Below are 25,071 nucleotides of genomic sequence, written 5' to 3'. Positions count from 1 at the left end.
TGACAGACGTGACGGACCCGGCAGCCCCTGCGGCCCCGGCAGGTGGGCAGGACGAGGCGGAGGCGAGCGCCGCGGCCCGCGCGGCGGCCACCCTCTCCCGCCCGTTCACGGTCCGCGGCCTCACCTCCCGGAACCGGATCGCGATGGCGCCCATGACCCGGCAGTTCTCCCCGGACGGCGTTCCGGGGCAGGACGTGGCGGACTACTACACGCGGCGGGCCGCCGGTGACGTCGGGCTGATCATCACCGAGGGCACCTACGTCGACCACGAGTCCGCCGGGACCAGCGACCGGGTCCCGCGCTTCCACGGCGAGGCGGCGCTCGCGGGCTGGGGACATGTCGCGGACTCCGTGCACCGGGCGGGCGGCGCGATCATTCCGCAGCTCTGGCATGTGGGCGTCACCCGTACCGAGGGCGCCGGGCCCGTCCCGGACGCCGAGCCGGTCGGGCCCTCGGGGCTGTCGCTGAGCGGTGAGCCCAAGGGCCGTGCCATGACGCAGAAGGACCTCGACGACGTCATCGCCGCCTTCGCCGACGCGGCTGCCGCCGCCGAGCGCCTCGGCTTCGACGGCGCCGAACTGCACGGCGCCCACGGCTACTTGATCGACCAGTTCCTGTGGTCCGGCAGCAACCGGCGTACCGACGCCTACGGTGGCGACCTGGTCGCCCGGACCCGGTTCGCCGCCGAGATCGTGGCGGCCTGCCGCGCCGCCGTCTCCGACGCCTTCCCCCTCTTCTTCCGGATGTCCCAGTGGAAGTCGGACAACTACGAGGCGAAGCTCGCCCGGACGCCGGAGGAACTGGACGCCCTGCTCACGCCGTTGGCCGAGGCCGGCGTCGACGTCTTCCACGCGTCCACCCGCCGCTACTGGCTGCCGGAGTTCGAGGGCTCCGACCTCAACCTGGCCGGCTGGGTGAAGAAGATCAGCGGCCGGCCGACCCTCACCGTCGGCTCGGTCGGCCTGGACGGCGACTTCTTCAGCGCCTTCCAGGGCAACGACTCCCGGGTCACCGGCATCGAGCAGCTGCTCGACCGGATGGAGCGCGACGAGTTCGACATGGTCGCCGTCGGCCGCGCGCTGATCTCCGACCCCGAGTGGGCGGCGAAGACCCTGAACGGGCGCACGGCGGACATCACCCCGTTCTCCGCGGAGATGCTGAAGACCCTGCACTGACCCTCAAGCCCGCTGCCGCTGTGCCCTGTTCGCCGCCGCCGGGAGGTCCGCGCGGATCGCGGTGATCAGGGCGCGGCTGGCCTCGTGCGCGGCGGCGCTGCCCTCGGCGGGCGATGTACCGGCGCGCTGGTGCAGCACGACGCCGATGACCAGGCGATCGGCCCCGGCGACCTTCTGCCTGGTCGCCCAGACGAGGTTGCCGCCCGCCGGGGTGGAGGAGCCGGTCTTCAGGCCGATGACCCCGTCGTGCCCGAGCAGCTTGTTGGTGTTGCGGAAGGTCACCCCGGCGCCCGGGGCCGTGACGGAGCCGGTCGCCACGATCTGCCGGAAGGCCGGGTCCTTCATGGCGGCGCGGGCCAGCCTCAGTTGGTCCGCCGCCGTGCTCCTCGTGCTCGTCTCCATGCCGCTCACCCCGGTGTACGTGGTGGCGCTCATGCCGAGTCCGGCGGCGGTGCGGTTCATCTTCGCGACGAACGCCTTCTCGTCGCCCGCGTCCCAACGGCCAGCAGCCGGGCCACGTTGTTGCCGGACGGCACCATCATCAGTTCCAGCAGCCGACGTTGGGTGTACTTCCTCCCGGCGAGCACCGGGGCGGTCGTCTCGACGGAGGAGTACGACTCGTCGGCCGCCCGCTGATCGGCGACCACGGTCGCGCCGGGGGCGTCGGCGCGCATCGGACGGTCCTTGAGGATCACGTAGGCCGTCATGACCTTGGTGACACTGGCGATCGGCACCGGCTTCTGCTCGCCCCGGGTGCCGAGGCTGCCGATCCCCTCGACCGCCACGCTCGCCTGGCCCTCGCGCGGCCAGGGCAGATGCATCGACCGGGCGAGCGGCGCCACCCCCTCCCCCGGCCCCTCGCCGCCGGGCCCGGTCGCCGGCCCGCCGCCGCCGAACGCGTACCACCCTCCCGTGCCGGCCGCGAGGACCACGGCGGCGGTCAGCGGTACGAGGACCGAGCGCCGGAAACGCACACCGCTCCCGGCGGAAGGGGTGGCAGTGGGGGCTGCGGGCATGGGCTCCTCCAGGTGACAGCGCGGTTTCCCGTACCGGAGTCACCTTCGAGGAGTCGTTCTTCCGGACCCGTACAGCACCGTTTCCGCACCCGCGAGAGTGCGTTTCGGTTCCGTATCAGGCGGAGGGTGCGTGCGGAGCCAGGTCGAGGGTCGCGAGCGCTCCTCCGCCCGGGGCGTCGGCGAAGGCCAGCCGGGCGCCGAGCACCTCCGCCTGGCCCTGGGCGACCGTCAGGCCGAGACCGTGCCCCCGGCCGCGTTCGCTCGCGCCGGTGCGGAAGCGCTGCGGGCCCCGCTCCAGCAGGTCGGGCGGGAAGCCTGGACCGTGGTCGCGTACGGCGATCCGCGCGCCGGTGACGGTCACCTCGACGGGGTCCGCGCCGTGCCGGTGGGCGTTGGTGACGAGGTTGACCACGATCCGCTCCACCCGGCGCGGATCGGTCTCCACCACCTCGGCGTCCGCCACGGTGACGTGGGTGTCCGTGCCCGTACGCCGCACCACGTCGGCGACCAGTTCGCCCAGCGGCACCGCATCGAGGCGGGCCCGCTCGGCGCCCGCGTCCAGCCGGGAGATCTCCAGCAGGTCCTCGACCAGGGCGTTCAGGGCCCGCAGCCGGTCCCGTACGAGACCGGCCGCCTCGTCGGTCTCGGGCAGCAGCCCGGCGGCGGTGACCAGGCCCATCAGCGGGGTGCGCAGTTCGTGCGCGACGTCGGCGGTGAAGCGCCGCTCGTTCTCCAGCTTGCGCTGGAGGGCGTCCGCCATGTCGTCGACGGCCGCCGACATCTCGGTGATCTCGTCGCGGGCCCGCCCGGCGGGGCCGATGCGCGCGTCGAGGTCGCCGTCGGCGATCCGGCGGGCGGTACGGGCCCCGTGGCGCAGCCGCCGGTTGATCGGTTCCGTGGCGAGGGCGGCGAGCGGCACGACGAACAGGAGGGCGGCGAGGACGGACTTCACGATGCTGCGGTCCAGGAGCTGGAGGCTGCGGACCTCGGTGCTCATGTCGTCCCGGACGACGAGGACCTGGTCGTCGCCGACCGCCACCGCGCCCCACATCCAGTACCAGTTCGGCGGATCGGCGTCGTACCAGGTGGCGTATCCGCGGCCGGTGCCCGGCAGCTCGTCGCCGGTGACGTCGGCGAGATCGCGCGCCAGCGGCTCCGGCAGCTCGGCCCTGGTCCGTACGTCGATGTCGGCCGGCGCCTTCCCCGTACGGTCGAACTCCCGCTCGGCGGCGGTCAGCCGGGTCAGCGCCCGGTCGTTGCCGACGCGCAGGCCGCGCTCGCGGGTCGCGTCGTGCACCAGGAAGCCGACCACGGCGGCGACCGCGCAGCACGCTGCGGCGGCGAGTGCGGCGATCTTCCAGCGCAGGGCACGGGGGTTGAGGAAGTCCACGGCGGTCGTCGGCCGCTCAGCCGCGGACGAGCTTGTAGCCGAAGCCGCGGACGGTCTCGATCCGCCCGCTGCCGATCTTCTTGCGCAGCCGCAGCACGCACAGGTCCACGACCCGGGTGTCGCCCTCCCAGCCGTAGTCCCACACGTCGCGCAGCAGCCGCCTGCGGTCGAGCACGGAGCCGGGCGCGGCGGCGAACTCCAGCAGCAGGCGCAGCTCGGTCGGCGTCAGCGACAAGGTCTCACCGGCCCGGCGCACCTCCATGCCGAGGGTGTCGACGGTCAGGTCGCCGAAGGTCAGGACGTGATCGGGGGCCCGGTCGGACTTGCCGCGTGCGGGCCGGTCCGGCCGGTCCGCGTCCGGGCGGAAGGTGGCGCGGCGCAGCAGGGCGCGGATCCGGGCGACCAGTACGGCGGTGTCGACGGGCTTGACGACATAGTCGTCGGCCCCCGCCTCCAGGCCCGCGACCACGTCGAGGGCGTCGCCGCGCGCGGACATCATCAGGACCGGTACGGGGCTCTCCTCGCGGATCCGGTGGCAGAGGCCGATGCCGTCGAGCTCGGGCAGCATCACGTCGAGGATCAGCAGGTCGTGCCCGCCCGCACGGAAGGCCTCCAGACCGCTGAGCCCGTCGGCGGCGACCGCGACCCGGTAGCCGTAGCGTTCCAGGGCCAGCTGGACGGCGCGGCGGATGGTGGCGTCGTCCTCGACCACGAGCACGCTGATGGGGGCCGGGCCCCGGGCTTCGGACACGCTGCCTACCTGGGCGTTCGAGGTCATCGGTCGGTCGATCGCATCGTAGTCGGGGGAGGGCGGGTGGCCCGGTGATCGGCTCACCGGGTCATCGGCTCACCAGGTCATCGGCTCACCGGGTCAGTGGGTCAGTGGGTCAGTGGGTCAGTGGGTCAGCGTGGCCGCGACGGGGAGGTGGTCGCTGCCGGTGGCGGGGAGGGTCCAGGCCGCGCGCGGGGTCAGCCCCCGTACCAGTACGTCGTCGATGCGGGCCATCGGGAACGTGGCGGGCCAGGTGAACCCGAGGCCGGCGCCCGCCTCTCCCTGCGCGGACCGCAGCTGCGAGGTCACCGGGGCCAGCGCGCCGTCCCGGTACGTCCCGTTGAAGTCGCCCAGCACCACGACCCGGCGCGCGGGCTCCGCCCGGAGCGCGGCCGCCAGCTCCCGGGCCGCCTCGTTGCGGCGGCCCGTCGTGAAGCCGGCCGCCGAGACCCGTACCGACGCCAGATGGACCGCGTACACGGCGACGGGCGGTCCGTCCGGGGCCCGCACCGTGGCGCGCATCGCGCGGGTCCACGGCATGATCGGCACCGCCTTCACATCCGCCAGCGGGTGCCTGCTCCAGATGCCGACCCCGCCGAGCACCGCGTGGTGCGGGTAGGCGGCGGCCAGCTCGCGGGAGTAGACGGGCGCCGACGCGTCGGACAGCTCTTCGAGCGCCAGCACGTCCGCGCCCGCCCCGGCGAGCACGCGCGCGGTGCCGGCCGGATCGGTGTTCCCCTCGTCCACGTTGTGGCTGACCACGGTCAGATCGCCACCGCCGGAACGCTTGTCGGTCAGGGCACCGCCGAAGAGCGTGACCCACACGACGGCGGGCGCGAGGACCGCGACGGCGGCGAGCCGGGACCGGAGTACGGCGGCGAGAACGAGCAGGAACGGCACGCCCAGGCCCGTCCAGGGCAGCAGCGTCTGGAACAGGCTGCCCGCGTTGACGCCCGCGTTCGGGATCGATGCGTGCAGTGCCATCGCCGCCGCCCAGGCGACCGCCCCGGCGGCGAGCCACCGGGCGGCGCGGTGGCGTGCGGTGCCGTGGTGGCGGGCGGTGCGTCCGGCGGGAGCGGGGTCGGGCCCGGGGGCGGGCGTCATGTCCGTGGCAGGCGCTGCGGCTTCCGGTGGGCTCAGCACGGCACAGGTCTCCTGACAGTCGCGTACGCCGCGGATCGGGTACGTACGACAGCCTCCGGGAACGCCGCTTCCGGCCGGTCAGGGGTGTGCTTCGAGCACCGCGCGGCTCTGTTTCAGGTACGTATCGGCCCAGTGCGCGGCTCCGGGGTGCTCGACGCTCTCCCGGCCGCCCCGGTCGAACTCCTCGGTGAACGCCGGTTCGCCCACGACGGCCCGCGCCGCCGCCGTGACGCGGTCGACGTCGGCGCGCTCGGCGGGCGGCAGCGGGGCTCCGGCACGGCAGCGGGCAGCGGCGGCGGCGCCGAGGAGACGGGCGGCGCGGACCGCGTCCGGCACACGCCCCGCAAGGGCCGCCGCCCCGGCCAGGCCCTCCAGCGACAGGGCCAGGGCACGCGGCTCGGCGAGGACCCGGGCGATGTCCAGGCCGCGCAGATGGTGGGCGGCGGCCACGCCCGCCTCGCCCCGGAGTTCGGCGATGAAGCCGAGCTCCGCACAGACCAGGTGGTCGCCCGCCCGGGACGACACGGCGGCGAACCCGTCGCGGATCCGCAGGAGGTGCGCCTCGGCGGCGTCGAGGTCGCCGGAGCGGCGGGCGCCGAGGGCGAGGCCCATCCCGGAGTGGATCTCGCCGTAGGTGTAGCCCTGCTCGGCGGCGATGCGCCGCGCCCGCTCGTGCAGATCGCGGGCCCGGTCCCAGTCGCGGGCAAGCAGCGCCAGCCGGCCGAGCCCGGAGAGCCGGGCCGACACCTCCGCCTCAAGACCCAGCTCCCGCGCCATGCGCAGGCCCTCGTGCTGCCGTTGTTCGGCCTCCTCGTACGCGCCTTTGATCTCGGCGAGCGCGGCGAGCGGCGACACCGTCTGCAACTCGCCCCAGCGGTCGCCCAGTTCGCGGAAGAGCGCGGCGCTGCGGCGTCCGTCGCGGCCGAGTCCGGCGAGGTCGCCGCCGACCAGTGCGAGCGTCGACCGCAGGCCGAGCGCGGCCGCGGTGCCCCAGGAGTCGTCCGCCGCGGTGAAGAGGGCGAGCGCGCGGGCGTTCAGCGCCTCGCCCCCGGCGGTGTCGCCCGCGCTGAACAGGCCGTACGCGCACAGCCACAGCGCGCGGGCCCGCCGCACGGGGTCGGGCACGGCCTCGGCGGCAGCCGCGATCCCGGCCTCGGCCGTGGTCTCGGCCCTGGTCCCGGCCCTGGTCCCGGCCCTGGTCCCGGTCCCGACCTCGGCCCTGGTCCCGGCCCCGGTCTCGGTCCCGGACGCAGCGGCCCCGGCGAAGCCGTCGGTATCGCCGGTATCGCCGGTATCGCCGGTATCGCCGGTGTCGCCGGTCAGCAGGGTGAACGCTCGGTGCAGCAGCGCGAGTTCGGCCACGTCGGCAGCTCCGCCGGGTACGGCCGCCAGGACCGCGTGCAGGCTGCGGCGGGCCTCGGTGAGGCGGCCGCGCAGCAGCCACCACCAGGCCAGGGCGGTGGCCGGCCGCACGGTCTCGCCCGCCGCGCCCGGGTCGGTCGGCGCACGGCGTACCGCCTCGTCGAGGGCCGCCCGCAGATTCCCGGCCTCGGCGTCCAGCCGGTCCAGCCAAGGGCGTTGCTCCGCGCCGCGCAGCCGGGGTTCGGCGCGCACGGCGAACGCGAGGTAGTGGCGAAGGTGGCGGTGGCGTACGGCCGCGAGGCCCTCCGTCGCGTGCAGTTGCTCCGTCGCGTACGCGGCGACGGACTCCAGGAGCCGGTAGCGCGGCCCGTCCGGACCGTTCGCCACGACCACGAGCGACCGGTCGACGAGCCGCCCGACGAGGTCGAGCACATCGTCCCGGGCGACCCCGTCCCCCGCGCAGACCGCCTCGGCCGCGGCGAGATCGCAGCCGTCGCGGTGGACGGCGAGGCGGCGCAGGACGATGCGTTCGGGTTCGCCGAGCAGCTCCCAGCTCCAGTCGATGACCGCCCGCAGGGTCTGCTGGCGGGCCGGGGCGCCTCGCTGTCCGGTGGTCAGGACCCGGAAGCGGTCGCCCAGCCGCGCCGCCAACTCCCGTACGCCCAGCGCCCTTACGCGGGTGGCGGCGAGCTCCAGCGCCAGCGGGATGCCGTCGAGTCGGCGGCAGATCTCGGCCACGGCCTCCCGCTCGGGCCCGTCCGGATCGCGGGGGAAGCCGGGGGCCGAGGCACCGGCCCGCTCCACGAACAGCCGGGCGGCCTCGGCGGGCGGCAGCGGCTCGACCAGGAACACCGCCTCGCCCGCCAGGCCGAGGGGCTCCTGGCCGGTGGCGAGGACGCGCAGCCCGGGGGCGGTGCGCAGGAGCAGTTCGGCGAGCCCGGCGGCGGCGTCCACGACGTGCTCGCAGTTGTCCAGGACCAATAGGGTCCGGCGGTCGCGCAGGGCGGCGGCCAGCCGGTGCGGCAGGGAACGGGCCCCGGAGCCCGCGCCCGGTGCGGCGCTGGGGGCGTCGTCCCGGATGCCGAGGGTGGCGGCGACGATCTCGGCGAGGTCGGCGGCCGTGCCCGTACGGACACCCGCGAACTCGACGAACCAGATGCCGTCCTCCGGGCCGCTGTCCCCCGGTCCGTCGCCCTCCGGACCGTCCGTCGCGGCACGGTCCCTCTCGGCGGTCGCCGCGGCGACCGCCAGCCGGGTCTTGCCGACCCCGCCGGGCCCGGTGAGGGTCACCAGCCGCTCACTGGCGATGAGTTGAGAGATCCCGGCGAGCGCCGGACGGCGACCGACGAGCGGGGTCAGCGGCAGCGGAAGGTTCCCCTGAGGAGGGTGTGAAATCCGAGCAGCATGCGAAACCCGAGGAGCCACGGAAACCCCCCGCATCAACACCGGGTCCTGCCGCAGCACCGCCAGCCGCAGCGCGCCGAGTTCGGGCCCGGGGTCGACGCCCAGCTCCTCGGCGAGGCGGCCCCGGAGGTCGTCGTACGACGCGAGGGCCTCGCTCTGGCGGCCCGCCGAGTACAGCGCCCGCATCTGCACCGCGCGCAGCCGCTCCCGCAGCGGGTGCCGGGCCACGAGATCGGCCAGTTCCCCGGCGAGCAGCACATGGTCACCCGCCTCCCAGCGGGCCTCCGCCTGCTCCTCCAGCACGGACAGCCGCTGTTCCGCGAGGCGTTGGGCGGCCTCGCGGGCGAACGGGGCGTCCGCGAAGTCCGCGTAGGCGGGGCCCCGCCACAGCCCGAGGGCCTCGGTGAGCAGCGCGGCCCGCGCGCGCGGATCCCGTACGGGGCGGGCCTCGGTCACCAGGGCCCGGAAGCGGTCGGCGTCCACCTCGTCCGTACCGCGCTCCAGCCGCAGCCGGTAGCCCGGAGGCTGCCGCACCACGCGGTCGCGGCCGAGCACCCGGCGCAGCTGGGAGACCTTGGCCTGGAGCGCGCCCGAGGGCCGACCGGGCGGTGCGTCGCCCCAGAGGTCGTGGATGAGCCGGTCGGCGGAGACCGGGCCGCCGCCGTGGACGAGGAGGTCCGCCAGCAGGGCCCGGACCTTGCGCTCGGGGACGGTGATGTCACGTCCCTCGACGTCCCCCACCACCAGTGGGCCGAGCACCCCGAACCGCATACGGGCCACCGTACATGCGAGGAAAGGGCTGGTCGCGGGCGTTCCCGAAGAACTCCCGAAGGTTTCCCGAAGCCCTCCGGCGCACGGTCGTGCTCGCCCGCAGCGGCCGACCACGTACCGGGAGACCAGGAGCCGACCCCATGAGCACCGCACCCGACACCACCGACACCGACACCACCGCCGCCGCCGCGGCGCCCGAGCCCCGGAGCAGGGGGCAGGCGCAGCAGAAGCTCCCGCTGCTCGCGCTGCTCGCCCTCGCCACCGCCGTCTTCATCACCAGCCTCACCGAGACCCTCCCCGCAGGCCTGCTCCCGGCCATGAGCGACGATCTCCGGGTGAGCGAGTCCGCGACCGGGCAGACGGTCACGGTCTACGCGATCGGCACCGCCCTCACCGCGATCCCGCTGACGGCGGCCACCGCCGGATGGCGGCGCAAGCGACTGCTGCTCGCCGCCATGGCCGGCTTCGCCCTCGCCAACACCGTGACCGCCGTGTCGTCCAGTTACGGACTGACCATGGCGGCCCGGTTCGTCGCCGGGGTCGCGGCCGGGCTGGCCTGGGCGCTGCTCGCCGGATACGCGCGCCGGATGGCTCCGGCGCACCTCCAGGGCAAGGCCATCGCCATCGCCATGGCCGGTATCCCGGTGGCGCTGTCGCTCGGCGTGCCCGCCGGGACCTTCCTCGGCGACGCGCTCGGCTGGCGGGTGGCGTTCCTCTCCATGACCGGGCTCACCGTGCTGCTCCTGGCGTGGATCCACGCGGCCGTGCCGGACTTCCCCGGGCAGGAGCGCGGCGAGCGGCCGAGGATGCTGCGGACCCTGCGCATCCCGGGGGTGAGCCCGGTCCTGTTCGTCACGCTGTTCTTCGTCCTGGCCCACACCATCCTGTACGCGTACATCGCCACGTACCTGGAAGACCTCGGCCTCGGCGGCTCCACCGGGCTGGTCCTCCTCGTCTTCGGCGCCGCCTCGCTGGCGAGCATCTGGATCACCGGCGTCCTGATCCACGACCGGCTGCGCGGCCTCACCGTCGCGGGTGCCCTGCTGGTCGCCGTCGCCGCCGCGCTGCTGGCCGGGCTCTCCGACACCACCGCGCTCGTCTACGCCGCCGCCGCGCTGTGGGGCCTGGGCTGGGGCGGCGTGCCCACCCTGCTCCAGACCGCCGTGGGCGACGCGGGCGGCGCGTCCGCCGACGCGGCGCAGGCGATGCTGGTGACGCTCTGGAACGCCGCCATGGCGGGCGGCGGCATCGTCGGCGGAATCCTGCTCGACTCCGCCGGCAGCGCGTCCTTCCCCTGGACCGTCCTGCTGCTCCTGCTGCCGGTGATCGCGGTGGTCCTGTACGCCCGCGACGCGGGCTTCCCGGCCCGGCGGAATGTCACCGCGTCGGCCGCGGAGAGCGAGGGCGGCCCGGCATGAGCACAAGACGGACCCCCCGCGCCAGACAGGTCCACCTCGCCGCGCAGCTGCCCGGCATCCACAACGTGACCGTCTGGTCGGACCCCCGGTCCGAGAGCCAGATAGCGATCGACTCGTTCATCCGGCTCGCGCAGACCGTCGAACGCGGAAAGTTCGACTTCTTCTTCCTCGCCGAGGGGCTGCGACTGCGCGAACACCGGGGCCGTATCTACGACCTGGACATCGCGGGCCGCCCGGAGAACCTCACCGTGCTCGGCGCGCTGGCCGCCGTCACCACCCGCCTCGGGCTCGCCGCCACGGTCAACGCGACCTTCAACGAGCCGTACGAGGTGGCGCGCCGGTTCGCGACCCTCGACCATCTCAGCGGCGGGCGGGCCGCCTGGAACGTGGTCACCAGCTACGACGCGTTCACCGGCGAGAACTTCCGCCGGGGCGGCTTCCTGCCGGAGGCCGACCGGTACACCCGGGCCGCCGAATTCCTGTCCGTGGCCCGTACGTTGTGGGACAGCTGGTCGGACGGCGACCTGCGCGCCGACGCGGCGGCGGGCGAGTTCGTCCGGGCCGGAGCGGGCCGATTCGCCCACCACGGGCGGCACTTCGACATCGCGGGCCGGTTCACCACCCCGCCGGGGCCGCAGGGGCACCCGGTCGTCATCCAGTCCGGCGAGTCGGACGCGGGCCGCGAGTTCGCCGCGTCCGACGCCGACGTCATCTTCAGCAAGCACAACCGGCTCGACGCGGCCCAGGACTTCTACCGGGACGTGAAGCGGCGGCTGGCCCGGTACGGACGGGCGCCGGACGACCTGAAGATCCTGCCCACCGCCAACGCGGTCGTCGCCGACACCGACGAGGAGGCGGTGGCGTACGCGGAGGAGATCGGCCGCGAGCTGGTGAGCCCGCAGACCGCCATCGCCCATCTGGAGGCCGTCTGGGGCCGCGACCTGTCCGGCTACGACCCGGACGGGCCGCTGCCCGACATCGAGCCGGAGGACGACGCGCACTTCCTGAAGGGGCACTCGGTGTTCCGCAAGGGGCGGGCCGAGACGGCCCGGGAGTGGCGCAAGGTCGCCGAGGAACGCGGTCTGTCCATAAGGGAGTTGGTCATCGAGGTCGGTGGCCGGCCGACGTTCGTCGGCAGTCCGCGCACGGTCGCGGACGCCATCGACCACTTCGTGCAGACGGAGGGCGCCGACGGCTTCGTCCTCGTACCGCATCTGACGCCCGGCGGCCTGGACGACGTGGTGGACCGGGTGGTGCCGCTGCTCCAGGAGAAGGGCGTGTTCCGCGAGGACTACACCGGGACGACCCTGCGGGACCACCTCGGCCTGTCCACGAACGAAGAGACGTCGCCGTACGAAGACACCGAAGAGAACGAAGCGAAGGAGAAGCCCGTATGACCGGTGCCCCGCTGCATCTCGCCGTCGCGCTCGACGGCGCGGGCTGGCACCCCGCGGCATGGCGGGCCGCCGGAGCCCGGCCCGGAGAGCTGCTCTCGGCCGCGTACTGGGCCGACCTGGTCGCCGAGGCCGAGCGCGGCCTGCTCGACTACGTCACCTTCGAGGACGCCCTCGGCCTCCAGTCCGCCGCCTTCCACCGGCCCGACGACCGCACCGACCAGGTGCGGGGCAGCATGGACGCGGTGCTGCTCGCGGCCCACCTCGCACCCCTCACCACCCACATCGGGCTGGTCCCCACCACGAACGTCACGCACACCGAGCCGTTCCACGTCGGCATCGGCATCGGCACGCTCGACCATGCGAGCAGGGGCCGTGCGGGGTGGCGGCCGCAGATCTCCTCACGCGCCGCCGACGCCCGGCACTTCGGCCGCCGTACGACCCCGCAGCTGACCGACGCCGACGTGGCCGACCCGGAGCTGATCGCCGCCCGGCTGAGCGCGCTGTTCTCGGAGGGCGCGGAAGCGGTGGAGGCGGTGCGGCGGCTGTGGGACAGCTGGGAGGACGACGCGGAGATACGGGACGCGGCCACGGGCCGCTTCCTGGACCGCGACAAGGTCCACCACATCGACTTCGAAGGCACGCACTTCTCCGTCAAGGGCCCCTCGATCACGCCGCGTTCACCGCAGGGCGCGCCGCCGGTGGTGAGCCTGGCGCACGCCACGGTGCCGTACGAGTTCGCGGCGCTGGCCTCGGACGTCGTCCACATCACGCCGCACGACCGGGCGGGGGTCGCGGCGATCCTCGCGGAGGTCGACACGGCGGTGGAGCGCACCGGCCGCGACGTACGGGGGCGGCCGCTGCTGCGCTTCGCCGACCTGGTGGTCCTGCTGGACGAGCAGCCGGGCGAGGCCGAGCGCCGCAAGGAGCGTCTGGACGAACTGGCCGGGGCCCGGCTCGCCTCCGACGCCGCGATCTTCACCGGCACGCCCGGCGACCTGGCCGACCTGCTGCTGGACTGGCGTGGAGCCGGGCTCGACGGCTTCCGGCTCCGCCCCGGCGTCCTGCCGCACGACCTCACCGCGATCACCCGCGGCCTGGTGCCGGAGCTCCAGCGGCGCGGCGCGTTCCGGACGGCGTACGGGGCGACGACGCTCCGCGGTCACCTGGGCCTGGCCCGGCCCAGGAGCCGTTACGCGAAGGCGGGTTGAACCCGTTCCGCCCGTCCTCAGCGGGGCTCGGTGAGCGGGCCGTACGCGTCGGGGCGGCGGGTGGTCAGGAACGGGAACAGCTCCAGCCAGTCGCGGCGGGCGTCCAGGTCGAGATCGGCGACCAGGACGGCGGGCTCGTCGCGGGGGGCCTGGGCCAGGACGCGGCCGTACGGGTCCACGATGAAGGAGCTGCCATAGAAGGTGAGGCCGTTCTCGGCGCCGATGCGGTTCGGCACGATCATGAAGGTGGCGTTGGCGATGGCGTTGCCGGTGATCACCTTCTGCCAGAGCGGCTGGGAGTCGAAGCCGGGGAAGCCGGGCTCGGAGCCGATGGCGGTCGGGTAGACGAGGACGTCGGCCCCGGCGAGCGAGTAGGCGCGGGCCAGCTCCGGGAACCACTGGTCCCAGCAGGTGGGCAGGCCGAAACGGGCCTCGTCGACCGTGACCAGCGGAAAGGCGTCGTCGCCCGCCGGACCGGCCCGGAACCAGTCGTCCTCGTAATAGCCCTCGGTCACCGGGATGTGGGTCTTGCGGGTGCGCTGGGCGAGGGTGCCGTCGGGGGCGACGAGGATCGCGGTGTTGTAGCCGAGGCCGTCGTCCTCGCCGCCGGGCGCCGGGGCCTTCTCGTACAGCGAGGCGTGTACGTACACCCCGTGCTCGCGGGCGGCCTCGGCGGCGAAGGCGAAGGTGGGGCCGGTCAGCAGCTCCTCCGGGGCGGCGGGCTCGGGGTGGTCGGCGCGGCGGACGACCGCGAAGTACGGCGAGAGCGTCAGCTCCTGGAGGCAGACCACCCGGGCCCCCTCGGCGGCGGCGAGCCGGATGCCCTCCAGCAGGGCGGCGCGGTGCTCGGCGGGGTCTCGGTGCCAGCGCTGCTGGACCGCCGCGACGCGCAGGGGGGCGCGCTCGGCGGGGCGGGTCCGGGTCGGGGAGGCGGGCGGGTTGTACGCGGTGATCAGACGCATGACCAGTTCCAGGGGGGCGGGGTGTGGGGCGGAGGGGACGGGGCGAGCGGGCGATGACGAGAGCGTGCCGGAACGTTCCGGCAACAGGACCGAATCTAACCCTGCCGGAACGTTCCGGCAACCCTCCGGCCCATACGATCGCCGACATCGCGACCGCCTAGACTTCACCCCCGTGACCTCCCGGACCGTGACCCTGCTCGACGTAGCCCGCGCCGCCGGGGTCTCCAAGAGCACCGTGTCGGACGCGCTCCAGGGATCGGGGCGGGTCGCCGAGGCCACCCGGGACCGGGTCCGCTCGGTGGCGGAGGAGCTCGGCTACCGGCCCAACAGCGCCGCCCGGCGGCTGCGCCGCGCCAGCACCGGGGCCGTCGGGCTGCATCTGCCGGCCACCGCGACCCGGCTGGACTACTACATGAACCTCGCCTTCGGGGCGGTGGAGCGCGCCCAGGAGGACGGGCTCGACATGGTGCTGCTCGCGCCCTCGGGGGCATCGGGCGGGCGGATCGCCTCGCGCGTCGACGGGCTGCTGGTGATCGACCCCGAGGCGGGCGACAGCGCGGTGCCGGGGCTGCTCGACGCGGGCGTCCCGGTGGTGACCGGCGAGCGCTACCTCGGCCCGGCCACCGGCCCCAGCGGCGCCGTGGTCTGCGACAACGCGGCCTCGCTGACCGCCCTCCTCGACCATGTCACCGAGCGCGGCGCCCGCCGCCCCGCGCTCCTGGCCCCGTCCGGCTCCTCCGCCTGGGCGACCGCCCTGCGCGCGACGGCCCGGTCCTGGGGCCTGGCCCACGGGGTGGAGGTGGCGCTGCGCACCGTGCCGTTCGCGGCGACCCCGGCGGAGACCGAGGAGACCACCCGCGCACTGCTCACCGCCGACCCCGCCGTCGACGCCGTGATCTGCGCCCCCGACGGCTCCACCCCGGGCGTCCTGCGCGCGGCGGCCGCCCTCGGCCGCGAGGTCGGTGGGGGCGGCGGGAGCGGCGGGGTGGGCGGCGACAGGACGGACGGCGGCAGGACGGGCACCGGTCCCGGCACCGGCCTGCTCGTCGCGGCCTGCGTCGACGGTCCCGCCACGCGCAACGCCGCACCGCCCGTCACCGCCGTCGACCTGCGCCCCGCCGCGTACGGCCGCGCCTGCGCCGAGCTGCTCTGCGACATCCTCGCGAACCGCGCCGCCCCCGACACCGTCCGCCGCCACGCCTGGTCCCTGGAGACCCGCGCCTCCACCGGCCCCGCCTGAGCGACGCGCCACCCGGCCGCCCGGCGAGGCTCCGGGCGGGGAACAACACCCCCCGGGGCGGGGCGGAACGCGTCTCCGGGCGGGCAGGTCCGTGAGCCGGGGCTGCGGGTCGAGTCCGGGCGCGGCGACACCGGCCGCGCGCAGGACGCCCACACCAGCGCCCCGGCGGCCAGGACACAGGAGTCCATCGCCATGATCAGGGTCTCCCGGTCCACCGCGAGCACCGGCAGATCCGTGACCGGGTACGGCAGGAACTGCGCCAGGGCGACCGCGACGGCCACCCAGGGGCGCCGGACAGGAAGCGGAACGTTGAATTCCATGCCTTCGGAGGCCACGGCCGCGCCCGCCGACCACGCCCTCCGGACCCCGCCGGCCGTACCGGCGGCACCGGGACGCCGTCCGCCACGTCTCCTCAATGTGAACATCCTGCGTCGAGTGGCAACTGGCGTGGCGGCCTTGACATTTCGGCGAGCGGCCGGTGATAAGATCATCTTACTTCCAGTGGGCTGATGGCGTATGGGGGCATTCCGGGAGGAATGAATTCCTCGGCCCCACCTTCGGAGGGGCACCTCCCGAAGCGGCGCACGGTCGTGGCGAACGAGCCCTGGCTGCGTGCCGCATGACGGGGTGTCAAGCCGTTTCCGCCATGGCACTTGAAGTGAGTCTCATGACATTTCCACAGGGCCCCGTCATCTGGGCGCTGGTTGTCGTAGCACTGGTCGCCGTGGGTGCCGTTCTGCGGGCTCGCGCGACCAACGTCAAGCTGCGCAGACACAACACCGACCTGCGCGGTGAGCGCGACGCGCTCCTGCGCCAACGGGACGAACTCCACGTCGTCCACAACGGTCTGCTGCAACGTCAGTCCGCCGAACTCGCGGAGGTCCGCAAGGACGCCGAGGAGGAGACCAAGGCCGTCCTCAAGGCCGCCGTCCGCACCCTCCAGGGCCTCGCCGACGAGCAGCAGGTCGTGATCGAGAAGGCGCAGCGCAAGTACGGCGACGATCCCAGGATCCTCTCCGACCTGATGGCCATGGACCACGCCAACAGCCAGTTCGGCCGGCGCGCCCAGGGCATCGCCGTGCTCTGCGGCGGCTGGCTCGGCCGGCGCGAGACCGTGGCCTCCGTCTTCGACGTGGCCCGCAGCGCCCAGGGCCGTATCCGGCACTTCGACCGGGTCCGGGTCAACGGCCAGGTGAACTTCTCGGTGGTCAGCCGGGCGGTGGAGCCCGTCGCCGTGGTCCTCGCCGAGCTGCTCGCCAACGCCACGAACTACTCCGCCCCCGGCACCCCGGTGGAGATCAACATCCAGGCCGTGCCGACGGGCGTCTGCCTCATCGTCGACGACGCCGGGCTCGGCATGGGCCAGGAGGAGAAGGACCGCGCGGCGGCCCTCCTCTCCCCCCAGGCCGCGATCAGCGTCTCCAGCCTGGGCATCCCGCCGCAGTTCGGGTTCGCCGTCTCCGGGATGCTCGCCGCCCGCTACGGCTTCCGGGTCTCGGTGGACTCCGTTTCCCCCTATGGAGGCGTACGCGCGGTGGTCCTGATCCCCGACGAACTGCTCACCACCGAGGCGCCGCCCGCCGCGGCCCCCGTGGAAGCGCCCGAAGCCGTCGCTCCGCACCCGCAGCGGGTGGACCACCGGCAGGCCGCCCCCGCCCCGGCGCCCACCCCGCTGTTCCCGCCCACGCCCCAGCCGGACACCGCGACCCAGCCGCTGGCCCAGATCACCACCACCGCCGGGGGGCTGCCGAAGCGTCGTCGCAAGAGCCCGGTCTCCGCGGTGCCCTCGGCCGAGCCGCAGCCCGTGCGCAGCAACGAGGAGACCGCCTCCCGACTGGGCGCGTTCCAGCGCGGCACCCGGTCCGGACGCGACACGACGACGACGGAAGGACCCGAGTTCCAGTGAACCCCGATCTGTCCTGGGTGCTCAACGACCTGCTCCAGGTGCCCGGCGCCCGGCACGCGATCCTGGTCTCCGCCGACGGGCTGCTGCTCGCCAACTCCAGCGAGATCGGCCGCGACGACGCGGAGACCGTCGCCGCGGCCATGAGCTCCATGCAGTCCCTCAGCCGCGCCGTCGCCCCCTTCATCGGCACCCGCGACCCGGGCCGCTGGCGGCAGACGCTCCTGGAGTACGAGGACGGCTGGATCTTCCTGATCGCCGCCGGCACCGGCGCCTACCTCGCCGCCACCGCCGCCGCCGACGTGGACATGGAGGCGATGTCCTTCCGGATGCAGCAGCAGGTCACCGCGCTGGGGAAGGCGATGACCACGCCGCCCCGCCGACACGCGGACAGCGAGATATGACGGCGCCGGGCGAGGAGTCCAGCGTCAGCAGCGGGTTCGTCCGGTCCTATGTCATCACCGGCGGCCGGGGGCTGCCCGACGCGGAGGACCTCTCCCTCGTCACGCTGGTCACCCTCGCCCCCGAGAGCCAGCCGCCGCCGAACCCCAGCCCCGAGGTCAAGGCGATCTGGGAGCTGTGCTCCGGCGGCTACCTGTCCGTGGCCGAGGTGGCCGGCCACCTCGGCCTGCCGGTCGGGGTGGCCCGCCTGCTGCTCCAGGACTTAAACCAGCAGGGACACCTGCTGCGCCGGAAGGCGCCGCCGCCGGCCCAGCTCGTTGACAGGAAGATCCTCGAAGAGGTGTTGCATGGACTCCAAGTCCGGTTCGGCTGAGAGCATCTATGTGCCGGACGCGGTGCAACGCGCGGCGAAGATCCTCGTCGTCGGGCACTTCGCCGTGGGCAAGACGACGCTGATCGGCACGCTGTCCGAGATCACCCCTCTGCGCACCGAGGAGCGGATGACCCAGGCCGCGGCCCAGGTCGACGATCTGCGCGGCGCCCCCGACAAGAAGACGACCACGGTCGCCCTGGACTTCGGGCGGCTCACCCTCAGCGACGAGCTGGTGCTCTACCTGTTCGGCACGCCGGGCCAGCAGCGGTTCGTGGAGCTGTGGGAGGACATGGCGCGCGGTTCGCTGGGCGCGCTGCTCCTGGTCGACCCGGCGCGGCTCGCCGACACGTTCCCCGTCATCGACCTGGTCGAGACGTACGGGCTGGAGTACGCGGTCGCCGTCAACAGCTTCGACCCGTACTCGCAGCACGCCGAGAACGAGCTGCGCGAGGCGCTCGACCTGCTGCCGGACACCCCGGTCGTCTTCTGCGACGCGCGGGACCAGAAGTCCTCCGCGCAGGCGCTGATCACCCTGGTCCGCCACCTGCTCTCGCACGCGGCCTGACGCACGCGGCCGACCGCACCCGAAACGTATACCGAAGCCGGGGCCGACCGGGCCCCGCGATCACACCGAGGAAGCCGACATGGACCCGTCGCCGGGAGCCACCCCGTACAGCGCCCCCGCCGGGTGCCCCATGCACCAGCAGCAGACGTCGCTGTACGGGCCGGAGTTCGCCGCCGATCCGCACCGCTTCTACGACGCGGCACGCACCCACGGCCCCGCCGCGCCCATCGAGCTGGCCCCCGGCGTGGACGCCACGCTGATCGTGCAGCACGAGGCGGCGCTGCGGGTGCTGCAGAACCCGGCGCTGTTCGCCCGGGACTCGCGGCGCTGGGCCGCGCTGCGCGAGGGCGCCATACCCATGGACAGCCCGGTGCTGCCGATGATGATCTACCGGCCCAACTGCCTGTTCACCGACGGCGCGGAGCACCTGCGGCTGCGCAAGGCGGTCACCGAGTCGCTGGCCCGGCTCAACAGCAGCCGGCTCAGCCGTGACGTCGAGCGGATCGCCGACTATCTGATCGACCAGTTCATCGAGCGCGGCACCGCCGACCTGCTCAACGAGTACGCCAAGCTCCTGCCGCTGCTGCTGTTCAACCAGCTCTTCGGCTGCCCCGGCGACATCGGCGACCGGCTGACCCGCTCGATGTCGGCCATCTTCGACGGCGAGGACGTGCTCCGCGCCAACGCCGAGCTGACCGAGTGCCTGATGGAGCTGGTCGCGATCAAGCGCCGCCAGCCCGGCGAGGACATCACCTCCTGGCTGATCCAGCACCCGGCGGGGCTGCGGGACGAGGAGCTGAAGGACCAGCTGGTCATGCTGATGGGCGCGGGCGTCGAGCCCGAGCGCAATCTGATCGGCAACGCGCTGCTGCTGATGCTCGCCGGCGAGCAGCCGGGCGCACCCGAGCGGCGCGGTTCGGGGATGCTCGTCGAGGACGCGCTGGACGACGTCCTGTGGAACAACCCGCCGATCGCCAACTACGCCACGCACTACCCGGTACGGGACATCGAGCTGGACGGGGTGGTGCTGAAGGCGGAGACCCCGGTCCTGATCAGCTTCGCCGCCGCGAACAGCGACCCGGGGCTCACCGACGCCCGCCAGACCCTGAGCAAGGGCGCCCATCTGGCCTGGGGCGCGGGCCCGCACGTGTGCCCGGCCAAGTCGCCCGCGACGCTGATCGCGCTGACCGCGATCGAGAAGATCCTCAACACCGTCCCGGACCTCTCGCTGGCCGTGCCCGCCTCGGGTGTGGCCTGGCGGCCGGGCCCCTTCCACCGGGCCCTGGTGGCGCTGCCCGTACGGTTCACGCCGACGGCCGCGCGGCGTACGGGGACCGGGGTGCAGGCCCCGGCGCAGACCTCGGCCCAGCTGCCCGACCCGTACCGGAACGCCCCCGCCGCACCCCCTGTGACGCACCGTCACGAAGCGGATTCCGGCAAGAAGCAGAAGGGCTGGTGGAGTTCGTTCCTCGACGTGTTCCGCGTATGACTCACGGACCGACAATTCGCATATGACAACGGGCATTTGTGACGATTGCATGTGACGGGGGCAACAAAGATCGATGCTTGGCGCAGATATCCGGAGGGGTAGGTTCAGGTCGGTAACCACGGGCCTAGGTCAAGGAACTCTGCGTGAGCATCACGGGCGGTACGAGCAGGACCCCGGACGGTCGGCGCGCGGTCATCGGGCTGCTCCGCCGGCTCAATACACCCGAAGGACAGGCCGATCCGTACGGAATACTCGCGGAGCTGCGGACGATGGGTGACGTCGTCCGCGCTCCGTGGAACGGGTATTTCGTCACCGGCTTCGACACCTGCAGCCAGGTGCTCCGGGGCCGCAACTGGCTCGCCCCGGATCTCGCCTGGCAGGAGCGGCAGGACGACTCCAAGCAGTGGGACGCCATCGCGACCCGCGAGATGACCACCACCCTCGCCCGGCTCAACGCCCCCGAGCACACCTGCCAGCGCCGCTCGCTGGGCAATCTCTTCGACCGTTCCACCATCGAACGCCTCACCCCCGACGTCGAGCGCGACACCGACCGGCTGCTGGACGAGCTGGCGGAGAAGCTCCGCTGGGGTGAGGCGGACTTCGTCTCCACCGTCAGCGAGCAGCTGCCGATCAGCACCGTCGGCTCCTGGCTGGGGATACCGCCCGAGGACTATCCGGACATCCTGGAGATCACCCACAACCAGGTGTTCGCCCAGGAACTGCTGCCCACCAAGTCGCAGTTGGCCGTCTCCGCCGAGGCGACCCTGCGACTGCGCGCCTACTTCACCGAGCTGGTCGCCCGCCGCCGGGCGGAGCCCCGCCACGATGTGCTGACCGGCTGGATCCACACCTGGGACGCCATGGAGCCGGACCGGGAGCGGGCGGACGAGATCCTCTACCGGCTCACCATGTTCGTCACCATCGCCTCGCTGGAGACCACCGCGACGCTGCTCTCCTCGATGACCGCCCTGCTGACCGACCCGGCTCGGTGGGCGTGGCTGCGGGAGCACCCGGAGCACATCGACGCGGCCGTCGACGAGGCGCTGCGCTACGACCCGCCCATCCACATCAACACCCGGATCGCCGCCGAGGACACCGTCCTGGCCGGGGTCCCGATCAAGAAGGACAGCATGATCCACGTCCTGTACGGAGCCGCCAACCACGATCCGCGGCGGAACCCGGACCCGGACACCTTCGACATCCTGCGCGGCGGCAGCCACCTCACCTTCGGCGGCGGGGTGCACTACTGCCTGGGCGCGGCGCTGGCCAAGCTGGAGGCGCGGACGCTGCTGGCGCGGATGCTGGACCGTTTCCCCACCCTGCACACCGCCTCGCCGCCGGTCTACGCCCCCCGGATGGTCTTCAGACGGATCACCTCGCTGGGCGTGGCGCTGTGAAGCTCTCGCTGCCCGACTTCCTGACGGCGGGCGACCGCTCCGACGGCCTCCCCGCGACGGTACGCACCCGGCGTGAGGGCCCCGTCCTGTACGTGGAGCTGAACGCGCCGGAGTCCGGCAACGCGGTGACCGAGGCGATGCTCGACGAGCTGCTGGACGTCGTCGCCGCCCCGGACCCGGAGGTGCGGGTCCTGGTGCTCAGCGGCGCGGGCGAGGACTTCTGCCTCGGCGGCGACCGCACCGAGTTCGGCCAGTGGCTGGAGGAGGACCCGAGCGGCCGGGGCATCCGGGTCGCCGGGGAGAAGGCCCGCCGGGTCTGCGAGGCGATCTCCGGCGGCCGGGCCGTGACCATCGCCCGGGTGCAGGGCAAGGCGGTCGGCGCGGGGTTCGCGCTGGCCCTGGCCTGCGATCTGCGGGTCGGCGCCAAGACCGCCGCCTTCCGGCTGCCGGAGCTGGCGCTCGGGCTGCCGACCGCCTGGGGCGGGCTGCTGCCCCGGCTGATCCACGAGGTGGGCGCGGCCCGGGTCCGCGAGCTGATCCTGACCGGCCGGGCCTTCGAGGCCGCCGAGGCGTACGAGCTGTCGGTGCTCCAGCGGGTGGTGCCCGAGGCCGAGCTGGACGCGGCGGTCGCCGCCTGGGCGAAGCCGGTGGTCCGCCGCCCGGAGGCCGCGCTGCGGGTCACCAAGGCGCTGCTGAACTCCTACGCCGCCGCCACCCGGCTGGCCGACCCCTCGTTCCTCGACGCGGAGCTGATGGCCTCGGTCGCGGCCGCCACCCGGCGCACTCCGGCGGGCGGCAACGGGGCGGGCGGGTCACACTCGTAAAAACCCGAGTGGGAGGTCTGCGGCGTGGACGTACCGGTGTGGCTCTGGATCGTGTTCGCCGCGACCGTGATCGTCTCGCTGACGGTCGACCTGCTGGCGCATCGCAAGGCGCATGTCATCGGCTTCAAGGAGGCCGGACTGTGGAGCGCCCTGTGGGTGAGCCTCGCGCTGATCTTCGGCGCGGTCGTCTTCCTGGTCCTCGGGACGACCGCCGGAACGGAGTACACCACCGCCTGGCTGCTGGAGAAGAGCCTGTCGGTCGACAACCTCTTCGTCTTCGCGCTGATCTTCGCCTATTTCAAGGTGCCCCGGGAATACCAGCACCGGGTGCTCTTCTTCGGTGTCATCGGCGCGCTGGTGTTCCGGGCGGTGTTCCTGACACTCGGTGTCGCGGTGGTCAACCGCTTCACCTTCGTGCTGTTCCTCTTCGCCGCGATCCTTTTCTACAGCAGCTATAAAATCCTCAGCGGCCAGGAGGAGAATTTCGATCCGGGCAAGAGCTTCGCGGTGCGGCTGCTGCGGAAGATCATGCCGGTCCAGGACGACTATTCCGGTACGCATTTCGTCGTCCACAAGGAGGGGCGGCGGATCGCCACTCCACTGCTCGCGGTGGTCGCCGCGATCGAGGCGGCCGACCTCATCTTCGCGGTTGACAGCGTGCCGGCGGTGCTCGCGGTCAGCGACGACCTGTTCATCGTCTACACCAGCAACGCCTTCGCGATCCTGGGCCTGCGGGCCCTGTACTTCCTGCTGGCGGGGCTGCTGGACCGGTTCCACTACCTGAGCCACGGCCTGGCGGTCATCCTCGCCTTCATCGCGGTCAAGCTCGTCCTGCAGGCCTGCCACAAGATGATCAGCACCTCGATCCCGGAGATCCCCTCGCCGATCAGCCTGGCGGTGATCGTCGTCATTCTGGCGGTGTCGGTGACGCTGAGCATGCGCCGTCCACCGAAAGGCACGGACGGAGCGGACGCGCCCGAAGCTGATTCGAGCACGTAGGCAACGGCACAGCCGGATAAAGCGGAGGGAAAGCGCAGGGCAAGACTTTCCAAAATCTCGCGCCCCGCCTATCGTGAATAAATGGACAGCAAAAAGCGTGACCTTCACCAGCGGGCCGCTTTCATGTGCCCGACCTGCAAGCAGCCCGTCCCCTCCGAGATCCACCGCCACAAGTCCCTCGGGATCTTCGTCCCGGTATGGCGCGCGGGCCCCTGCGAGAACCCCGACTGCGCGGAGTACGCCGCCGAGGCGCGGCCCGCCCGGCACCGGACCCGGGGGTGACCCGGAAGCGCCCCCGGCGAGCGGTCGCCCGACGCGCGGACCGACCCCCGGCTGACTAGCGTGGGCCCTGCGGGCGGGACCCGTAGGGCGGGGCCGAAGGCAGGGACTCCAGGGAAGGACCGGCGCGCCATGGCTGTACAACCCGAGGGCACCCCGTGCTGGGCGGACGCCATGTTCGCCGACATCGAGGGCGCCAAGAGCTTCTACGGAGACGTGCTCGGCTGGACGTTCGGCGAGAGCTGGCCGGAGTTCGGCGGCTACACGCAGGCGTACGTGGACGGCAGGGCGGCCGCCGCCGTCTCCCCGCCCATGCCGGGCGCCGAAGAGGCCCCCTCGGCGTGGTGCCTCTACCTCGCCTCGCCGGACGCCGCCGCGACCGTCGAAAAGGTCCGCGCACAGGGCGGCGAGGTGCTGGTGGAGCCGATGCAGGTCGGCGAGTTCGGCACGATGGCGCTGGCCCGCGACCCCGGCGGAGCGGTCTTCGGCATCTGGCAGGCGAACACCCACGAGGGGTTCGAGACGACGATGGGCGAGCCCGGCGGGTACTGCTGGGGCGAGGTCTTCACCCGCGACCCGAAGCAGGTCGACGCGTTCTACCCCGAGGTCTTCTCGTACACGCCGCGGAAGTTCGACGACGAGTCGATGGACTTCGCCATGTTCGACGTCGAGGGGCAGACGGTCCTCGGCCGCATGGCGATGGGCGACGACTTCCCGCCCGATCTGCCCGCGTACCTGAACGTGTACTTCGCCGTGCCGGACTGCGACGCGGCGGTGGCGAAGGCGACCGAGCGCGGCGGGGTGCTGCGGTTCGGGCCGATGGACAGCCCCTTCGGCCGGTTCGCGGCGCTCAGCGACCCGCAGGGGGCCGCGTTCACCGTGATCGACGTGACCACCACCGAGGGCGAGATGCCGACGACGAGCACGGTGACCTGACCGACCCGCCCCCGACCCGGGGCCGACACCCCCACCACGGGCCGCGACCGGAGGACCGGCGCGGCCCGTTCGCGTGCCCCGTACATTCCTCCGATACGTCTCGCATCTGCGATGGATCATCGTCCAGAGAATGGTAAATGCCAGCCTGATTGCCCTAGCGTGTTGCACATGCAGTCCTACACAATCGGCCAGGCCGCACGACTTCTCGGAGTCAGTCCCGACACCGCCCGCCGCTGGGCGGACGCCGGCCGGGTCGCGACCCATCGCGACGAGGCCGGCCGGCGGCTGATCGACGGCCGCGCGCTGGCCGCCTTCTCGATCGAGGTCGGCCAGGGCGCGGGCGGCGAGGACGAGGCCGCGTACACCTCGGCCCGCAACGCGTTCCCCGGCATCGTCACCGCGGTGAAACTCGGCGATGTCGCGGCCCAGGTCGAGATCCAGGCCGGGCCGCACCGGCTCGTCTCGCTCCTGACCCGGGAGGCGGTGGAGGAGCTGGGCCTGGAGGTCGGCATGCAGGCGACCGCCCGTGTGAAGTCGACCAGCGTGCACATCGACCGCACCTGAGACCGGCCGACGACGGGCCCGGCCGGCCCCGCGCCGCCGGCCCGCCGCCGCCCACGTACCGCAGCCCCGCCCGCCCGGCGCC

The 25,071-nt window shown here is 73.4% G+C and carries 21 protein-coding genes and 1 pseudogene; 16 read left to right on the top strand and 6 right to left on the bottom strand.

Annotation, left to right across the window (positions count from 1 at the left end; genetic code table 11):
- Positions 1–8: 8 nt before the first annotated feature.
- Positions 9–1,175 carry an NADH:flavin oxidoreductase gene (locus G3I54_RS13555; RefSeq protein ID WP_164614656.1) on the top strand — a complete coding sequence of 389 codons (1,167 nt, stop codon included), beginning with the start codon at positions 9–11 and terminating at the stop codon, positions 1,173–1,175.
- Positions 1,176–1,178: 3 nt separating this feature from the next.
- On the opposite strand, the pseudogene G3I54_RS13550 reads toward G3I54_RS13555, so the two are convergent.
- From G3I54_RS13550 to G3I54_RS13530, 5 genes and pseudogenes are all read right to left on the bottom strand, one after another.
- Positions 1,179–2,149, bottom strand: a pseudogene (locus G3I54_RS13550) (serine hydrolase).
- A gap of 157 nt (positions 2,150–2,306) precedes the next feature.
- Positions 2,307–3,581 carry a HAMP domain-containing sensor histidine kinase gene (locus G3I54_RS13545; protein ID WP_164614419.1) on the bottom strand — a complete coding sequence of 425 codons (1,275 nt, stop codon included), beginning with the start codon at positions 3,579–3,581 and terminating at the stop codon, positions 2,307–2,309.
- 16 nt (positions 3,582–3,597) lie between these two features.
- Positions 3,598–4,359: a two-component system response regulator CseB gene (cseB, locus tag G3I54_RS13540; protein WP_164614417.1), complete on the bottom strand. Its 762-nt coding sequence runs from the start codon at positions 4,357–4,359 to the stop codon at positions 3,598–3,600.
- A 117-nt stretch (positions 4,360–4,476) separates the two neighbouring features.
- Positions 4,477–5,496 carry an endonuclease/exonuclease/phosphatase family protein gene (locus tag G3I54_RS13535; protein WP_343240329.1) on the bottom strand — a complete coding sequence of 340 codons (1,020 nt, stop codon included), beginning with the start codon at positions 5,494–5,496 and terminating at the stop codon, positions 4,477–4,479.
- A gap of 78 nt (positions 5,497–5,574) precedes the next feature.
- Entirely contained in the window at positions 5,575–9,033 is a 3,459-nt protein-coding gene (locus G3I54_RS13530) for a BTAD domain-containing putative transcriptional regulator (protein ID WP_203686171.1), read from the bottom strand.
- Between the two features lie 140 nt (positions 9,034–9,173).
- Here G3I54_RS13530 and G3I54_RS13525 point away from each other — a divergent pair, with 140 nt between their 5' ends.
- The 3 genes from G3I54_RS13525 to G3I54_RS13515 are packed head-to-tail and all read left to right on the top strand — an operon-like array spanning position 9,174 to position 13,056.
- Entirely contained in the window at positions 9,174–10,451 is a 1,278-nt protein-coding gene (locus G3I54_RS13525; RefSeq protein ID WP_164614415.1) for an MFS transporter, read from the top strand.
- On the top strand, positions 10,448–11,848 hold the full coding sequence (locus tag G3I54_RS13520; RefSeq protein ID WP_164614413.1) for an NtaA/DmoA family FMN-dependent monooxygenase: 1,401 nt from the start codon (positions 10,448–10,450) through the stop codon (positions 11,846–11,848). The genes G3I54_RS13525 and G3I54_RS13520 overlap by 4 nt, the downstream gene beginning before the upstream one ends.
- A complete protein-coding gene (locus tag G3I54_RS13515; protein WP_164614411.1) occupies positions 11,845–13,056 on the top strand; it encodes an LLM class flavin-dependent oxidoreductase in 1,212 nt (403 codons plus the stop codon). The genes G3I54_RS13520 and G3I54_RS13515 overlap by 4 nt, the downstream gene beginning before the upstream one ends.
- A 17-nt stretch (positions 13,057–13,073) precedes the next feature.
- On the opposite strand, the gene G3I54_RS13510 is transcribed toward G3I54_RS13515, so the two are convergent.
- Positions 13,074–14,018 (bottom strand): carbon-nitrogen hydrolase, encoded by a 945-nt coding sequence (locus G3I54_RS13510; protein WP_164614409.1) that lies wholly within the window; start codon positions 14,016–14,018, stop codon positions 13,074–13,076.
- A 172-nt stretch (positions 14,019–14,190) separates the two neighbouring features.
- On the opposite strand from G3I54_RS13510, the gene G3I54_RS13505 reads away from it, so the two are divergent.
- The 12 genes from G3I54_RS13505 to G3I54_RS13450 all read left to right on the top strand — a co-directional run bounded on the left by G3I54_RS13505 (position 14,191) and on the right by G3I54_RS13450 (position 24,989).
- Positions 14,191–15,258, top strand: a complete 1,068-nt coding sequence (locus tag G3I54_RS13505) for a LacI family DNA-binding transcriptional regulator (RefSeq protein ID WP_164614407.1) — start codon at positions 14,191–14,193, stop codon at positions 15,256–15,258.
- A gap of 667 nt (positions 15,259–15,925) precedes the next feature.
- On the top strand, positions 15,926–17,164 hold the full coding sequence (locus tag G3I54_RS13500; RefSeq protein ID WP_164614405.1) for an ATP-binding protein: 1,239 nt from the start codon (positions 15,926–15,928) through the stop codon (positions 17,162–17,164).
- The gene (locus G3I54_RS13495) at positions 17,161–17,565 is read left to right on the top strand and encodes a roadblock/LC7 domain-containing protein (RefSeq protein ID WP_164614402.1); all 405 of its coding nucleotides are present in this window, start codon (positions 17,161–17,163) and stop codon (positions 17,563–17,565) included. The genes G3I54_RS13500 and G3I54_RS13495 overlap by 4 nt, the downstream gene beginning before the upstream one ends.
- Positions 17,562–17,936: a DUF742 domain-containing protein gene (locus G3I54_RS13490; protein ID WP_164614400.1), complete on the top strand. Its 375-nt coding sequence runs from the start codon at positions 17,562–17,564 to the stop codon at positions 17,934–17,936. Before G3I54_RS13495 ends, G3I54_RS13490 begins: the two co-directional genes overlap by 4 nt.
- A complete protein-coding gene (locus G3I54_RS13485; protein WP_030075676.1) occupies positions 17,911–18,501 on the top strand; it encodes an ATP/GTP-binding protein in 591 nt (196 codons plus the stop codon). The genes G3I54_RS13490 and G3I54_RS13485 overlap by 26 nt, the downstream gene beginning before the upstream one ends.
- A gap of 79 nt (positions 18,502–18,580) precedes the next feature.
- Positions 18,581–19,990 (top strand): cytochrome P450, encoded by a 1,410-nt coding sequence (locus G3I54_RS13480; protein ID WP_164614398.1) that lies wholly within the window; start codon positions 18,581–18,583, stop codon positions 19,988–19,990.
- 269 nt (positions 19,991–20,259) lie between these two features.
- Entirely contained in the window at positions 20,260–21,387 is a 1,128-nt protein-coding gene (locus G3I54_RS13475; protein WP_164614649.1) for a cytochrome P450, read from the top strand.
- A complete protein-coding gene (locus G3I54_RS13470; protein ID WP_164614396.1) occupies positions 21,384–22,211 on the top strand; it encodes an enoyl-CoA hydratase/isomerase family protein in 828 nt (275 codons plus the stop codon). The genes G3I54_RS13475 and G3I54_RS13470 overlap by 4 nt, the downstream gene beginning before the upstream one ends.
- Before the next feature lie 24 nt (positions 22,212–22,235).
- The gene (locus G3I54_RS13465; protein ID WP_164614394.1) at positions 22,236–23,210 is read left to right on the top strand and encodes a TerC family protein; all 975 of its coding nucleotides are present in this window, start codon (positions 22,236–22,238) and stop codon (positions 23,208–23,210) included.
- Positions 23,211–23,291: 81 nt separating this feature from the next.
- A complete protein-coding gene (locus G3I54_RS13460) occupies positions 23,292–23,492 on the top strand; it encodes a hypothetical protein (protein ID WP_164614392.1) in 201 nt (66 codons plus the stop codon).
- 129 nt (positions 23,493–23,621) lie between these two features.
- Positions 23,622–24,425: a VOC family protein gene (locus tag G3I54_RS13455; protein ID WP_164614390.1), complete on the top strand. Its 804-nt coding sequence runs from the start codon at positions 23,622–23,624 to the stop codon at positions 24,423–24,425.
- 168 nt (positions 24,426–24,593) lie between these two features.
- Positions 24,594–24,989 carry a helix-turn-helix transcriptional regulator gene (locus G3I54_RS13450; protein WP_164614388.1) on the top strand — a complete coding sequence of 132 codons (396 nt, stop codon included), beginning with the start codon at positions 24,594–24,596 and terminating at the stop codon, positions 24,987–24,989.
- The last annotated feature ends 82 nt before the right edge of the window (positions 24,990–25,071 follow it).

The organism is Streptomyces sp. SID14515 (assembly GCF_010548505.1).
Taxonomy (GTDB): domain Bacteria; phylum Actinomycetota; class Actinomycetes; order Streptomycetales; family Streptomycetaceae; genus Streptomyces; species Streptomyces caviscabies.
This window is presented reverse-complemented; position numbering and strand designations above follow the sequence as displayed.